Origin of the sequence: uncultured Clostridium sp. (assembly GCF_934754925.1) — a bacterium.
In the GTDB taxonomy this organism is placed as follows: Bacteria; Bacillota; Clostridia; order Clostridiales; family Clostridiaceae; genus Clostridium.
Genome location: NZ_CAKVJA010000055.1, coordinates 1 through 15,242, shown reverse-complemented (window position 1 = coordinate 15,242; position 15,242 = coordinate 1). Strand labels below are relative to the sequence as shown.

Here is a 15,242-nt window from a genome sequence, read left to right as displayed (position 1 = left end):
CTTTTGAGCCATAAAAGACCCTCCTTTAAATAAATTAATATTTATATTCCTTTGTAAGTGATTTATTTTTACTTACACTAGTATTATGCGCAAAGTTAATCTATATAATCTATAAAAAACACGGGAATAGAGGAAAAAGTAATGGGTTTAGCCAAGATATGGATAAAAATTATATAATAATATATAAAAATAATACATACTTAGATAAATAGGTATATCTAAGTATGTATTAAAATATAACTAATTTCTTTTGATTTTTAGCATTGTAACAACTATTGGGATTGTTATTAATGCTGAAACTATAGCTTCAGGAATTCCGTTTGTTAATCCAACAGTAAGTAAGGTTCCAGCTACCGCTTCTCTTGATATTTCTCTTGCTTGTGCATATCTATCTAGATACAAAATATAAGTTAATCCTAATACGCCAATTGTATTAGTTAATGTACCTAAAATTGCTGCAATACCTGCACAAATTCCAGTGCTCTTTATTTTGATTTTAAATAGTTTAAATGAATAATAGGCTACTACACCAATAAGCATTCTTGGAATTAATGCAACTATTGGATTCCAGAATATAAATGATGTTAATCCCGGAGCAGTAATATTTTGATACATTGAGAATAATCCAAAAATTAATCCTACAGCAATCCCTACAATAGGACCTTCTAATAAAGCACCTATAATTACTGGTACATGCATTATAGTAAGACTAAAAATAGGAAGACGGATTAATCCTAAACCACTTATACCAAGAAATATAGATATCCCACCTAGTGCACCTATAAGAACAAGCCTTCTAGTTTTAGAACTAGAATTAGTATTTCTTTTCATGAGTATTTCTCCTTGAATTTTATAAAATTTTATTAAAATAATGTTCAAATTTTAATTTAATATAAAAATACAAATTTTTCAATAAAAAATAAATTATTTATATAAATTTATGTAAATAAATATCTTATAGTACAAGATTTTAATAATGAGTATGTGCAAAAAAATATTGAATAGTATAAAAGAAATGATATATTATGAGTAGAGTATATTATTTATGTAAGGAGTAAAGATATGAAGTTATTTACAATTGAAGATTTAATTTTTAATAGAGAGGATTTTTTAGATGATATAAATGAATTTGAAGATTTATTACCAATAATAGAAGAGTTGCAAAATGAATTAACATATGAGGAAATTGAATGTGTTGGTGAAAATGATTGTTGTGGAAAAAGCAACAAAAATTATATAGTTGAAATTGAAGGCTTTTTAAATGAGGAAGATGAATTTATTACTAAAAAGGAAATTCAAGAAAATCCTAGTTTAGCAAACGGGCAGGTAATGGATTTGTTTGTTATTAGATTATATAAATGTGTGTCTTGTGGGAAATGGATTATAGATATTTTGGAGTAATACTTTATGAAAAGTCTTAAAGAGATAATAAAAGATTTATGTAGAAATATTAATTTTAATTTTTTAAGCTTTATTAAAGATATTAAAAATATTAATGAGATTGGCTTTAAGAGGTTATGGGAAAAAAATAAAATAGAATTAGTGATAATTAATATATGCATACTTATTATTTCAATATTTTTTATTAGTAGTTTTAGCTTATCTAAGGAAGAAGTTTTAAATAAATTTGAATCAGCTTTAATTAATGGAGATTCTTCTATATTAGCTCATTGTGTAAGAATGGAAAATGAAAGGGTATCTGCTAAAAATTTAAAACCTTTAATCGATATCTACAATAAGGATGAAACAAGAATTTATAAAATTGTTAATGATATTAGAAAAAATGGAGAAAGTGGAAATTTCACCTTAAAAAGTAATAAGACTTTTTTTATAGAAAAATATTATATTAATATTAATGCTGTTACTGTTAATTTTATTACAAGTATAAAAAATGTTAATATAGAGTTTTCAAATAAAAAATTTAATTTGATTGATAAGGCTGAGTTTGATGTGATTCCAGGAAGATATAATCTTATATATACATATAAAACTGAGTATGGAGATATAAGTGGCAGTAAAACTATAAACTTAATGGAAGATGAAACTGTTGAAATAAATATAGATGGCGATTATATTACATTATATTCAAATTTTGATGATGCAAAAGTATTTATTAATAATATTGATACTGGATTAATGGCTAAAGATATTAAAAATTATGGGCCACTTCCTAAAGATAAGGATGTTAAAATCTTTCTTCAGAGAGAATTTCCATGGGGGACTATTAAGAGTGAAGAGGTGTCAACAAACAATAAGCAATATATTAAGCTCGATATAGACATGGTAAATGATGAATTGAATAATATGATTAATAAAACAGTAAATAATTTTTATAGTAGTTCATTTAAAGCTCTAAATAATAAAGATAAAAATATAATTTCTGGAGCTACAGAAGAAGTGAAAGAATTGGTTTATAACTATATTAATAAAAAAGCTTTTTTATTAAGTAATAATTACGAAATAACTGATTTAGATGTTGAAATCGAAAAAAGTGATTTTAAATGTGAAAATAATATATATAAAGCTAGTTTAGTTACAAGAGTTGATTATAGTATATATAAAAAAATATTACCATTTGTTAAAGACTCCAATGAAAGTTCTTTTATTTTAAATTTAGAGTATCAAGAAGGAGAATTTATAATTAAGGGAATACAGAAAATAGATATATAAACTATATTTCTTGTTAGATTGAAAGATGTTTTAAAAGGGGTTATGTGAAAACATAGCCTTTTTGTATAATAAAGTTTAAGTAAGATAATAATATTGGAGAAAGGTTTAAAAGATAATTTTTGTAAATAAAAACCTGTGCTAAGCACAGGTTTAAGGGATTACAACCACTTAAGAAAGGGAATAAGTGATTGTGTGGGGTTTTATTAAAACTCTATAATTAAATCATTTTTAATTATAGAGCGGTATGGGCTATCAAAAAGTATTTATAAATTAAATACTATACTGATATTATACAATAGTATTTAATAAAATCAAATAATTTTCACAAAAAAAGTTGAAAAAATTTTTTTTATGTATAAATTTAGAATAAATACAATGTTAATATATGAATAAAAAGGAGGAATTTTAAATGTTGTATAGAAGAGATATTCTTAAGGATAAGCCAGATTATGAAGATTATAGTGAAAATGAAGTTAAGTTAACTATAGAAGAAATGAGGGATTTAGGGATGTTAAGGTGTGGAGGTTGTTGTAGTAACAAAAATAGTAACAATAATAAATGTAGCGGATGCAATAAGTCAAAAAAATGCTGTAAATCAAGATAATGGATTGTCGAACGATAGGTTAGAAAAGAATGAAAAAAGGAAAATATAAGGTATAAAATATAAAAAAAGTAAATAAATGTTTGTAAAGACGTTGTTATATGATAATATTATAGTTGCAAATAAAGTTTTTTCTGCAGGGGAGGTGCAGTATGGCAAAACCAAGTATATTTAGTAGAGACTATGAGAAGATTATGAGAAAGAGAAAGAAAAGAAGAAATATAATTGTTTTACTAAGCGTATTAACTTTAACAATAAGTACAATAATTATTAAATATGATATGCAGAAAATAAGTGCAGCTTTTAAAGATATAGCCTTTAGCAAAGAGTTGATATTGAGCAATTTTAAAACAGAAAATATAAATATACCAATTGATGACTATATATTAACTCTAAAGGTTATAAGAAATAATGATGCTTTAGAAATAGTTGATATCTATTGTGATAAAGATTTAATTTCAAGTGATATTAATAAAAATACAGTGTTAATTATAGATAATAATCAAAAAATGTATTTGGTTAACACTAAAAAAGAAATTATAGATTTAACATTAGATGAGTATGTAACAGAAGATGGAGAAAAAATCTATAGAAGTGAAATGTTAAATAATAACCCCAATTATCTTTGGCATACTAATGGAAGAATAGTTAATGATGAAAAGATAGCATATGTTACTAATCTTCCTGAGCCTTATGATGAATCGGAAAAAAAAGTTACATTTGTTACAGTTAATGATAATATACATAATATCAATGAATCTTTAAGAGGTACTTCAATAAAAATATACGAAAGTGATGAAAATGGATTAAAGGTTGAAATTGATGGCAATATTATGTATATTACTAATGAAGGGCAAAATATTAATTGATTTTGTGAACAAACATTTGTAAAAAATAGCTTGAATGTGTTATAATAAGCTAGTTGTATTAATCAAACAAGAGATACTTTTTTAGGAGGAATATACAATGGAAGCTAAAATGGAAAAAATCGATGTAAATATCGTTAAGTTTGAAGTAAAGGTTGAAGCAGAAAAATTTGATGCAGCTTTAACAAGAGCTTATAAGAAAAATGTTAAGAATTTCAATGTACCAGGATTCAGAAAAGGAAAAGTTCCTATGAATGTGGTTAAAAAATATTATGGAATAGAAGTTCTTTTAGAAGATGCGGTTAATTTTGCAATAGAAGGATCATACAGTGAAGTATTAAAAGAAAATAATATAATACCAGTAGACTATCCAAAGATAGATGTAGTTGAAGTAGGAGAAGGTAAAGAGTTTGTTTACACTGCAGAAGTTACTGTTTACCCAGAAGTTGAATTAGGTGAATACAAAGGTTTATCAATAGAAAAGAAGACTTATGAAGTAACTGAAGAAGAAGTTTCAAAGAAGCTTAAAGAAATGCAAGAAAAAAATGCTAGAATTGAAACTAAAGAAGAAGGAACAGTTGAAAATGGAAACATAGCTGTTATTGACTTCAAAGGATATGTTGATGGAGAAGCATTCCAAGGTGGAGAAGGAAAAGACTATTCTTTAGAAATTGGATCAAAGACTTTCATTGATACATTCGAAGAACAATTAGTTGGAGCTAAAGTAAATGATACAGTAGAAGTTAATGTTACTTTCCCAGAAAACTATGGAAAAGAAGAATTAAATGGAAAGCCAGCTAAATTCGAAGTTACTATAAAAGAAATAAAAGTTAAAGAGCTACCAGAATTAGATGATGAATTTGCTAAAGAAACATCAGAGTTTGATACTATAGCTGACTTAAAAGCTGATGTAACTAAAAAATTAGAAGATGCTAATAATGAAAGAGCTGAAAGAGAATTCGAAGAAGCTGTTATTACTGCTGTAGCTGGAAATGCTAAAGTTGAAATTCCAGAAGTTATGGTAGAAAAAGAAGTAGATAAAATGGTTCAAAACTTACAACAAAGATTACAATACCAAGGATTAAGTTTAGAACAATACTTCCAATTCACAGGAACTGATGAAGAGAAGATGAGAGAATACATGAGAGCTAATGCTCAAACTAAAGTAAAGGTAGATTTAGTATTAGAAGCTATAGAAAAAGCTGAAAATATTGAAGCTACTGAAGAAGAAATAAAAGCAAAAGCTGTAGAAGTTGCTAAAATGTACTCTGCATCAGAAGATGAAAAAATGGTTGACTTATTAATGCAAAGCCAACAAGCTGCATTAAGAGCTGACGTTATTACAAACAAAACAATGAAATTATTACTTGAAAACAATAAATAGTCTTAGATTAATTGCCAGGAGAAATTCTGGCAATTATTAAAATATTTCTTTAACAAAATAAAGTAAATTTTATATAATTTTAATATAATTACTTTTGATTAGTTGGATATATTATAAAGTAAGAAGGGTTTTAAAGAGAAAAGGAGGGAATACAAATATGAGCAATTATATTCCATATGTTGTAGAGCAAACAGGAAGAGGAGAAAGGTCTTACGATATATTTTCAAGGCTTTTAAAAGACAGAATTATAATGCTTAGTGGCGAGGTTAATGATGTTACTGCTAATTTAGTAGTAGCTCAATTACTATTCTTAGAAAGCGAAGATCCGGATAAGGATATTTATCTTTACATAAATAGTCCAGGTGGATCAATTACTTCAGGAATGGCTATTTATGACACTATGCAATATATAAAATGTGATGTAAGTACAATTTGTATTGGTATGGCAGCTTCTATGGGGGCATTCTTATTATCAAGTGGAGCTCCAGGAAAGAGATTTGCTCTTCCAAATAGTGAGATAATGATTCACCAACCATTAGGAGGATTCCAAGGTCAGGCTACTGATATTGATATTCATGCTAGAAGAATATTAAAGATAAAAGAAACTTTAACTAGAACAATGGCAGAGTCTACTAATGGAAAAGTTGATTATGAAACAATGGTTCAAATGTGTGAAAGAGATAATTTCATGAGTGCAGATGAAGCATTAAATATCGGATTAATCGACGAAGTTATTATTAAAAATAAAAAATAATTATTTTTGGCTAAATGAGTCAAAGTGAGGTGATGTTATGGCTAAATTTGAGGATAAAAAGCAATTAAAGTGTTCATTTTGTGGTAAAAATCAAGATCAAGTAAAAAGATTAATTGCTGGACCTGGTGTGTATATATGTGATGAGTGTATAGATTTATGTTCTGATATAATTCAAGATGAATTTGAAGATAATGTAGAATTAGATACTACAGCATTACCAAAACCAACAGAAATTAAAGCATACTTGGATCAATATGTAATTGGGCAGGATAGAGCGAAAAAGGCATTATCAGTTGCTGTTTACAATCATTATAAAAGAGTTAAAGCTAATATGATAGATGATGATATTGAACTTCAAAAAAGTAATATCTTATTATTAGGACCAACAGGTTCTGGTAAAACATTATTAGCTCAAACATTAGCTAAATTTTTAAATGTTCCATTTGCAATAGCTGATGCTACAACTTTAACAGAAGCAGGATATGTAGGAGAAGATGTTGAGAACATTTTACTTAAACTAATTCAAAATGCTGATTACGATGTTGAGAAAGCAGAAAAAGGAATAATATATATTGATGAAATTGATAAAATTGCTAGAAAGTCTGAGAATCCATCTATAACTAGAGATGTTTCTGGAGAAGGGGTTCAACAAGCATTATTAAAAATCTTAGAGGGAACAACAGCTTCTGTTCCACCACAAGGTGGAAGAAAGCATCCACATCAAGAGTTTATACAAATTAATACTTCAAATATATTATTTATTTGTGGTGGAGCTTTTGATGGTATAGAAAAAATAATTCAAAAGAGAACAAGAGTAAGCACAATGGGATTTGGTGCTGAAATTCAATCTAAGGAAACTAAAGATGTAGGAGAGGCTTTAAAAAATATTCTTCCAGAAGATTTATTAAAGTTTGGATTAATACCAGAGTTTGTAGGAAGATTGCCTATGGTAGTTTCTTTAGAATCTTTAGATCAAGATGCTTTAATTAATATTTTAAGTCAACCTAAAAATGCGTTAGTTAAACAATATAGTAAATTATTTGAAATTGACAATGTAGAATTAGAGTTTACTGAGGATGCACTTAAGGCTATCGCAGATGAAGCTATCGCAAGAAAAACTGGTGCTAGAGGATTAAGAGCAATTGTAGAAGATATAATGATTGATATTATGTTTGATATTCCATCGGATGAAAATATAAGTAAGGTTATTATTACTGAATCAACAATTAAATCTAAACAATTACCTGAGTTGGTAAGATTAGGTGAAAATGAAGTTAGACCAGTTTTAAAATCTAAAAAAACTAAAAAAAGAAAAGGTATGGAAACCGCATAATAAAACACCTCTAGATTTCTAGAGGTGTTTCTTGTTTTTTTTATTTTGCTAGAAAAATTATAATTAATTACTACTAATTATGGAATAATACAACTATTAAAGGTTAATAATACAAATAGAATTTGTAAAAGTGGAGGGTAGAACTTTATGAATCAAATAATGATAATCCTACAATTTATAATGATGATTTTATTTATAATATATCTATTTAATAGTAATAAAGCGAATCATTCCAGAACAGTGGTAGTAGATAAAGAAAATAAGAAGGAGATGGAGAAGCTTCTCAAAATGAGAAGAATTAAGTTAACAGAGCCTTTAACAGAAAAGAGTAGACCTATTAGTTTTGATGATATTATAGGACAAGAGGAGGGTATAAAAGCATTAAAAGCTGCTATATGTGGACCTAATCCTCAACATGTTATTATTTATGGACCACCTGGAATAGGAAAAACAGCTGCAGCTAGATTGGTGTTAGAAGAAGCTAAAAAAAAGGAAAAATCGCCTTTTAAAAGAGATGCTAAATTTGTAGAAATTGATGCTACAACTATAAGGTTTGATGAAAGAGGGATAGCAGATCCATTAATAGGTTCAGTACATGATCCTATTTATCAAGGGGCTGGAGCTCTAGGAGTGGCTGGAATACCACAACCTAAACCAGGAGCTGTAACAAAGGCTCATGGGGGAATATTATTTATAGATGAAATAGGTGAGTTACATCCTATAGAAATGAATAAATTGTTAAAGGTATTAGAGGATAGAAAGGTATTTTTAGATAGTTCATATTATAGTTCAGAAGATCCTAATATGCCTACTTTTATAAAAGAAATATTCGATAATGGATTACCAGCTGATTTTAGACTTATAGGTGCAACTACTAGGAGTCCAGAAGAAATTATTCCAGCAATAAGGTCAAGGTGCGTAGAAGTATTTTTTAAGGCTTTAGAAATAGATGAAATAAGAGAAATAGGAAGTGGAGCTATAGAGCGTGTTGGCTTAAAGACGACAGATAAAGGTCTAGATATTATTAGTAGGCATTGCTCTAATGGAAGAGAAGTAGTTAATTTAGTTCAGTTGTGTGCTGGAATTGCAATTAATGAAGATAGAGAAAATATTACTGAAGATGATATAAAATGGGTTATTGAAAATGGTCAGTATACTGAAATACCAGATATGAGAGTTTCTGAAAAATCACAAATTGGAGTAGTTAATGGATTAGCTGTGCATGGAGCTAATATAGGAATGTTAATGGAAATTGAAGCTACAGCTAAAAAAATATTAGATAGAAAAGGTGAGCTTAAAATTTCTGGTATAATTGAAGAAGAAGAGATTACTATGAATAATAGAAAAATTAAGAGGAAAAGTACGGCATATTCATCAATACAAAATGTACTAACTGCTTTAAATAATATTTTTGATTTAAAATGTGAACAATATGATATTCATATAAATATACCAGGAGGAATACCTGTAGATGGACCATCTGCAGGTATAGCAATTGCTAGTGCAGTTTATAGTGCTATAGTTAGGAAGCCTATTGATAGTAAAATTGCAATGACTGGAGAAATAAGTTTGTTAGGTGTTGTTAATCCTATTGGAGGAGTTAATGCAAAAATATTAGCGGCTAAAAAAGCTGGGGCAACAAGAGTATTAATTCCAGAATCAAATTGGAATGATAGCTTTTGTGAGTATGATGGAATATCAATAGTTAAAGTTAAGCATATTAAAGAGGTTTTAGATTTATGTATAATAGATACTCTAAATTCTAAAATAGATATTTTATCAGCAAAAGGAAAAGAATAATTAAATAATATTGCGCACATAGTGAGAACGAAAAATGAAATATTACTTCCCTCCAAATTAATATTTCATTTTTTCTCTTCACTACATTGCTTATTTCCCACACCTTATAGTTAATGACTCTTGCTACAAATTTGTATGACAAGTCGTTAACTTTTAAGATGTTATGCAGATAAATTGTAACTTTTAGTTTTAAAGCTAGTCATAGAAAAAATTAATGATATAACTATAAGAAATTATATGACTTACTGGAGGTAATATCATTAATTTTCGGTATCACGGAATTAATGTGATAGTGTGCAATTTAGTCAGTTTGCGGATAAAGTTGAAAAAAATAATATTTATGTGTATAATAGAAAAGTTAAATGTATTAATAAGATGATATTTAGAATGGAGGGGGAAAATGAATACAGATTCAATTTTATTACCGTTAATTCCTCTTAGGGGTATTACTATTTTTCCCAATATGATTATACATTTTGATATTGGTAGAGAAAAGTCTATTGCTTCACTTGAAGAAGCAATGTTACAAGAGGGTAAAATATTTTTAGTTACGCAAAAAGATCCGGAAGTTGAATTGCCAACTGAAAAAGAGGACATGTACTCAATAGGAACTATATGCAAAATAAAACAAATACTTAAACTTCCAAAAGGAACTACAAGAGTATTAGTTGAAGGTATAGAGAGAGCAACCTTAGTAGAATTTGAAGAAAAAGATAATCACTTAAGAGGTGTTGTTGAAAAAATATCAGAAGCTGAAAAAAGTGTTGAAAGTAATGAGGATTTAGCATTTAGAAATCAACTTGGTAAAGCATTTGCAGCATATATACATGCAACAGAAGGTGATGATAGTAAAGTCCTTCAAATGATGGAACAGGAGAAAAACTTAGGAAAAGTTACAGATTTAATTGCTGCATATATACAATTAGAGGATGAAAAAAAACAGTTAATATTAGAAACTATTAATGTACATGAAAGAATAGAAAAACTACTTGTTTTTATTGATGAAGAAATACAAATAGTCGAAATAGAAAAAGAAATAGGTAACAAAGTAAAAAGTAAGATTGATAAAAGTAATAAGGAATATTTCCTAAGAGAACAAATTAAAGCTATTCAAGAAGAGCTTGGAGAAGATGAAGAAAAGAGAGAATTCAATAAGTATAATGAACAACTAAAGAAGCTTAAAATGCCAAAAGAAGTTAAGGAAAAAGCAGAATACGAATTAGCAAGATTAAAATCATCTAATTCAAGTGATGGAAATAACATTAGAAGTTATTTGGATTGGATAGTTGCACTGCCTTGGAATAAAGCTACTAAAGATTCTTTTGATATAGAAAAAGCTTCAAAGATACTTGATGAAGAACATTATGGGTTAGAAGAAGTTAAAGAAAGAATTTTAGAGTACTTAGCAGTAAAGCAATATACTAAGTCTTTAAAGGGACCTATTTTATGCTTAGTTGGGCCTCCAGGAGTAGGTAAGAGCTCTATAGCTAAATCAGTAGCTAAATCTTTAAATAAAAAATTTGTAAGGATTTCTTTAGGTGGAATTCGAGATGAAGCTGAAATAAGAGGGCATAGAAGAACTTATATTGGTGCAATGCCAGGAAGATTAATTTATGCTTTAAAAGAAGCTAAAGTAAATAATCCATTAATTTTATTAGATGAAATTGATAAGTTAAGTGCAGACTATAAAGGTAATCCAGCAGATGCTTTGTTAGAAGTTTTAGATCAAAATCAAAATAAAACATTCAGAGATGCCTATATGGAAGTTCCAGTTGATTTATCTAATATTCTTTTCATTACTACAGCAAATTCGCTAGATACTATTCCTAGAGCTTTGCTTGACAGAATGGAAATAATTCAAGTTTCAGGATATACTTATGATGAGAAGTTCCATATTGCTAAAAATCACTTAATTAAAAGAGCTATGGAAGAGTATGGTATTGATGAAAAAACAATAAAAATTTCAGATAATACTATAAAAGAAATAGTAAATGGGTATACTAGAGAATCAGGTGTTAGATCTTTAGAAAGACAAATTAATAAAGTAATTAGAAAAGCAATTACTGAATTAATTAAGAGTAAAAAGAAAAGTTTAACAGTTTCCTCAAGCAAACTAGAAAAATATCTAGGCCCTGTTGTATTTGAATTTGAAAATGAAGAGAAAAAAGATAAGGTTGGAGTTGTTACTGGTCTTGCTTGGACAGCATATGGTGGAGATACATTACCGGTTGAAGTAGCTGTTATGAAGGGAAATGGTAAACTTGAATTAACAGGTCAATTAGGTTCAGTAATGCAAGAATCAGCTAAGGCTGCTTATAGTTATGTAAGAGCTAATGCCGATAAATACGGAATAGCCTCTGATTTCTATAAGAAAAATGATATTCATATTCATGTACCAGAGGGAGCAGTTCCAAAGGATGGTCCTTCTGCAGGGGTAACATTAGTTACTGCATTAGTATCTGCTTTATCTAAGAAACAGGTAAAAGGAAATATAGCTATGACTGGAGAAGTTACTTTAACAGGAAGAGTATTAGCTATAGGAGGGGTCAAAGAAAAGTGTTTAGCTGCCCATAGAATAGGAATCGATACTATAATTTTACCAAAAGAAAATAAAAAGAATGTAGATGAAATACCGTCATCTATTAAAGGTAAGTTAAATTTAATATTTGCTGATAATGTTGAAGAGGTATTAAAAAATGCATTAATCGGAGTTGATAAAAGTGATAATTAAAAAATCTGAGTTTATTATATCTGCTGTTAAAAGAGAACAATATCCAATTGACGGTAGAAATGAAATTGCCTTTGTTGGAAGATCTAATGTAGGTAAGAGTTCTATAATAAACGCTTTAACAAACAGAAGAAAGCTTGCTAAGGTATCTCAAACACCTGGTAAGACAAGACTTATAAACTTTTTCTTAATAAATGATGATTTTTACTTAGTAGATTTACCGGGATATGGATATGCTAAGGTATCTAAAAAAGAAAAGGAAAGTTGGGGCAAAACTATAGAAATGTATCTGACTGATAGGGAAGAGTTAAAAAGAGTTATACTATTAGTTGATTCAAGACATAAGCCTACAGCAGATGATATTATGATGTATGAATGGATAAAGCATTTTGATTATGATTGTATAGTTATTGCAACTAAGAGTGATAAGCTTTCTAATAATGAGCTTGCTAAGAGTAGAAAATTGATAAAAGAAACATTAGGGCTAGGAAGTACTGATAAATTTTATTTCTTCTCATCTTTAAATAAAAAAGGAAAAGATGAATTAATAAATAATATATTTGAAGATTTGTCAGAAGAAGCTCAATTGTAGTAAAATAGCTACCCAGATATGGGTAGCTATTTTATTTTTGATGATATTTATCACATTTAATAGTAGTTTAGAATAATTAATAAGGAGGGGAAAATGTTAGGGAGACATGCAGATTAAAACTAATAAATTTTAAGAGAAAATATCAGTATAAAGATAAAAATAGTGTCAAATAATATTGAGAAGAATAGTATATAGTATAAAAACAAAAAAAATCAAATCCTTAGGAGGAATGTTAATATGCCTAGTATGCATGATATGATTGATGAATTAAATGACATTGAATGTCCAAGCTATCCTCCAATAGATCAAGGCTGTAATGGCTTTGGAGGTAATGGTAATTTTGGATGCGGTTTTGGAAGCTGGATCTGGATATTATTAATTTTATTCTATGCTGGACAAGGTGGAAATGGTGGATATGCTGGAAACACAGGATGCTGCTGTAACACAAATAACAACTGTTGTTGCGGAAATTCTGGAAACTATGGAAATAATGGTTTCTTTGGCGGATTAGGCAACTGTGGTGGAGGATATTTATTCTTACTAGTTATCCTATTCTTATGTAATGGTAGCTTCGGATGTGGCGGATTCGGCGGATGCGGTGGATTCGGCGGATGCGGTAATGCAGGAAATAATGTAGCACCTTATGCTAATCAAATGTAATTTAGTAGGAAGGAGGAATAGTTATGTCAAAAAGAAAACACGATAAATGTTGTTGTGAGCCTTGTTGCTGCAATAATAATGCTGTAGCAAATAATTCTGGATGCTGTGGAAATATATTTGGTGGATTAAACAATTGTGTAGCACCAATTATATTCTTACTAATTGCTTGTGGTTCAGGACTTCTTAATAACAACTGCTCATATCTAATAATCTTATTATTCTTACTATGTGGTGGATCCTATGGTAGCCTATTTGGAGGAAATAATAATAATGTAGGAAACAATTGCTGCTGTGAAAGTAACTGTTGCTGCTAGTTAAGAGGATGGAGGGTCTTATGACCCTCCAAAAAAATGTCTTAATTTATAAACATATATTATTTAATTACATATAATGGAGTAAAGAAATTAATTGGAGGAAGCTATATGTCCAAGCGTAAGCATAAGAGCAGAGGCGATACTAGGCGTGAAGTTGCAAGTGAAAATAGAAGTAATGTAAATAATACTATGAATAATAGACAAACATATAATAATGGACCATTTGGAATAAATCCTAATCAATTATTAAGTAGTATGTTCGGAAATATAGATATGAATCAGATAAATAGTTTGTTACAATCTATGAATACACAAGGGTTTGATTTTAATAATTTAAATTTAGGAAATCTAATGGGAAATATGAATCCTATGGCAAGTACTATGAATCAAAGCGGTAATAGTATGGATGTAAATAGGAATATGGATGATAAAGAAGAGGAAAGTAAGAATGCTAATAATAGTGTATTCAATGAAAAGATTGATAGAAATGATGAAAATATGCAAATGTTAAAGGCTATTAGAAGTATTGTAAACGGAGAGAGAGGAGCTTTTATAGATAAAATTATTTTGATGTATAATGATGGAGCTTTTGATGAGTAATACTATTAAACAGTAATATATGAATAAAATCGAGAAAATGGTTAATACTATTACTGTACCGGAGAGTATTCTCCTATAGCTAATGAAGAGAAATCTTCATTAAAGCTAAACCCCCCCATCCCCCTTTTAGGCCGCTTTTTTAGCGGCCTTTTATTAGTTTTTAATTATGGAGGATATTTTATAGTCACCTGATTCTTCAAGTTCTGCTTTTACATATATATTAAGTTCTTTAGGTTTTATATTTGAGTTAATAAAATTAACTTTTTCAAATGAAAGTATCCAATATATTGAGGTTGTTATTCCTAAGTCATCCCATGATGTATCGTAGAAATAACCTTTTTGAAAAGAATAGCCATAGGTAGATTTATCTAAGTTCCATAGAATTCCTAGTTCTTCACTTGGAATATATGAAGTAAATATATCTGGAGCATCATCTATTTCATAATCAGCTTCAATAAGGTTAATAAGTGTTTGAATATTATCTAATGAGGGAATTGTTGGGTTGCTAAATGTAATATCTTTTATTGAAGTAGCATTTAAGATATATCCATTAGTATCCTTATCACCAGTATTTGAATTAGTTGTATATATTTTTGGTGTTCTTGAATTATTATAATCTAAGACACCTAAAATATTATTTTGAGAAAAAAGAATTTCTTGGAAGGTATTATCTTTCCATTGAAATATATAAAAAGTAGGTTTATTATTTTTAAAACCACTAATAATTAGTTCAGGAATTTTATTTCGGTCTAAATCTATGTATGAAATATTTATATTGCAAGAAGAGTCTATATCTAGTAATGAGTAATCAAATTCATTGCTTTTTAATAATATTTCACCAATAGAATTTTTAATTTTTATTGAGTAGGTTGAATCAGTTGATATAATTGTTAATTGATCACTTTCACCATCAAGATCGAAATCATATTCTTTGTTATTT

Annotated in this window: 15 protein-coding genes; 13 read left to right on the top strand and 2 right to left on the bottom strand. The window is 28.3% G+C overall.

Annotated elements, in window-relative coordinates:
- Positions 1–240: 240 nt before the first annotated feature.
- Positions 241–831 (bottom strand): ECF transporter S component, encoded by a 591-nt coding sequence (locus tag Q0G30_RS12740; RefSeq protein WP_294390701.1) that lies wholly within the window; start codon positions 829–831, stop codon positions 241–243.
- A 231-nt stretch (positions 832–1,062) separates the two neighbouring features.
- On the opposite strand from Q0G30_RS12740, the gene Q0G30_RS12735 reads away from it, so the two are divergent.
- From Q0G30_RS12735 to Q0G30_RS12675, 13 genes are all read left to right on the top strand, one after another.
- On the top strand, positions 1,063–1,401 hold the full coding sequence (locus tag Q0G30_RS12735) for a hypothetical protein (protein WP_294390698.1): 339 nt from the start codon (positions 1,063–1,065) through the stop codon (positions 1,399–1,401).
- A 6-nt stretch (positions 1,402–1,407) separates the two neighbouring features.
- Positions 1,408–2,670: a hypothetical protein gene (locus Q0G30_RS12730; RefSeq protein ID WP_294390696.1), complete on the top strand. Its 1,263-nt coding sequence runs from the start codon at positions 1,408–1,410 to the stop codon at positions 2,668–2,670.
- Between the two features lie 409 nt (positions 2,671–3,079).
- The gene (locus tag Q0G30_RS12725; RefSeq protein WP_294390694.1) at positions 3,080–3,274 is read left to right on the top strand and encodes a hypothetical protein; all 195 of its coding nucleotides are present in this window, start codon (positions 3,080–3,082) and stop codon (positions 3,272–3,274) included.
- A 149-nt stretch (positions 3,275–3,423) separates the two neighbouring features.
- A complete protein-coding gene (locus Q0G30_RS12720) occupies positions 3,424–4,140 on the top strand; it encodes a hypothetical protein (RefSeq protein ID WP_294390692.1) in 717 nt (238 codons plus the stop codon).
- 97 nt (positions 4,141–4,237) lie between these two features.
- Positions 4,238–5,521, top strand: a complete 1,284-nt coding sequence (tig, locus tag Q0G30_RS12715; protein WP_294390690.1) for a trigger factor — start codon at positions 4,238–4,240, stop codon at positions 5,519–5,521.
- A gap of 157 nt (positions 5,522–5,678) precedes the next feature.
- Entirely contained in the window at positions 5,679–6,275 is a 597-nt protein-coding gene (gene clpP / locus Q0G30_RS12710; RefSeq protein WP_294390687.1) for an ATP-dependent Clp endopeptidase proteolytic subunit ClpP, read from the top strand.
- Positions 6,276–6,312: 37 nt separating this feature from the next.
- Positions 6,313–7,608, top strand: a complete 1,296-nt coding sequence (gene clpX / locus Q0G30_RS12705; RefSeq protein ID WP_294390684.1) for an ATP-dependent Clp protease ATP-binding subunit ClpX — start codon at positions 6,313–6,315, stop codon at positions 7,606–7,608.
- A 147-nt stretch (positions 7,609–7,755) separates the two neighbouring features.
- On the top strand, positions 7,756–9,408 hold the full coding sequence (lonB, locus tag Q0G30_RS12700) for an ATP-dependent protease LonB (protein ID WP_294390679.1): 1,653 nt from the start codon (positions 7,756–7,758) through the stop codon (positions 9,406–9,408).
- 400 nt (positions 9,409–9,808) lie between these two features.
- The gene (gene lon / locus Q0G30_RS12695) at positions 9,809–12,139 is read left to right on the top strand and encodes an endopeptidase La (protein WP_294390676.1); all 2,331 of its coding nucleotides are present in this window, start codon (positions 9,809–9,811) and stop codon (positions 12,137–12,139) included.
- Positions 12,129–12,728, top strand: coding sequence for a ribosome biogenesis GTP-binding protein YihA/YsxC (yihA, locus tag Q0G30_RS12690; protein WP_294390671.1), 600 nt, complete (start codon positions 12,129–12,131; stop codon positions 12,726–12,728). Before lon ends, yihA begins: the two co-directional genes overlap by 11 nt.
- Before the next feature lie 246 nt (positions 12,729–12,974).
- Positions 12,975–13,388, top strand: a complete 414-nt coding sequence (locus Q0G30_RS12685) for a hypothetical protein (protein ID WP_294390704.1) — start codon at positions 12,975–12,977, stop codon at positions 13,386–13,388.
- A 23-nt stretch (positions 13,389–13,411) separates the two neighbouring features.
- Positions 13,412–13,702: a hypothetical protein gene (locus tag Q0G30_RS12680; RefSeq protein WP_294390667.1), complete on the top strand. Its 291-nt coding sequence runs from the start codon at positions 13,412–13,414 to the stop codon at positions 13,700–13,702.
- A 108-nt stretch (positions 13,703–13,810) separates the two neighbouring features.
- A complete protein-coding gene (locus Q0G30_RS12675; RefSeq protein WP_294390665.1) occupies positions 13,811–14,302 on the top strand; it encodes a hypothetical protein in 492 nt (163 codons plus the stop codon).
- A 153-nt stretch (positions 14,303–14,455) separates the two neighbouring features.
- Here the strand turns inward: Q0G30_RS12675 and Q0G30_RS12670 are convergent.
- Positions 14,456–15,242: hypothetical protein (locus Q0G30_RS12670; RefSeq protein WP_294390660.1), on the bottom strand; the 787-nt coding region annotated here is incomplete at its 5' end.

Bases quoted from the DNA above. Each gene is read 5' to 3' on its own strand.
- Q0G30_RS12740 (WP_294390701.1), bottom strand. From the start codon at position 831: ATGAAAAGAAATACTAATTCTAGTTCTAAAACTAGAAGGCTTGTTCTT.
- Q0G30_RS12735 (WP_294390698.1), top strand. From the start codon at position 1,063: ATGAAGTTATTTACAATTGAAGATTTAATTTTTAATAGAGAGGATTTT.
- Q0G30_RS12730 (WP_294390696.1), top strand. From the start codon at position 1,408: ATGAAAAGTCTTAAAGAGATAATAAAAGATTTATGTAGAAATATTAAT.
- Q0G30_RS12725 (WP_294390694.1), top strand. From the start codon at position 3,080: ATGTTGTATAGAAGAGATATTCTTAAGGATAAGCCAGATTATGAAGAT.
- Q0G30_RS12720 (WP_294390692.1), top strand. From the start codon at position 3,424: ATGGCAAAACCAAGTATATTTAGTAGAGACTATGAGAAGATTATGAGA.
- tig (WP_294390690.1), top strand. From the start codon at position 4,238: ATGGAAGCTAAAATGGAAAAAATCGATGTAAATATCGTTAAGTTTGAA.
- clpP (WP_294390687.1), top strand. From the start codon at position 5,679: ATGAGCAATTATATTCCATATGTTGTAGAGCAAACAGGAAGAGGAGAA.
- clpX (WP_294390684.1), top strand. From the start codon at position 6,313: ATGGCTAAATTTGAGGATAAAAAGCAATTAAAGTGTTCATTTTGTGGT.
- lonB (WP_294390679.1), top strand. From the start codon at position 7,756: ATGAATCAAATAATGATAATCCTACAATTTATAATGATGATTTTATTT.
- lon (WP_294390676.1), top strand. From the start codon at position 9,809: ATGAATACAGATTCAATTTTATTACCGTTAATTCCTCTTAGGGGTATT.
- Q0G30_RS12685 (WP_294390704.1), top strand. From the start codon at position 12,975: ATGCATGATATGATTGATGAATTAAATGACATTGAATGTCCAAGCTAT.
- Q0G30_RS12680 (WP_294390667.1), top strand. From the start codon at position 13,412: ATGTCAAAAAGAAAACACGATAAATGTTGTTGTGAGCCTTGTTGCTGC.
- Q0G30_RS12675 (WP_294390665.1), top strand. From the start codon at position 13,811: ATGTCCAAGCGTAAGCATAAGAGCAGAGGCGATACTAGGCGTGAAGTT.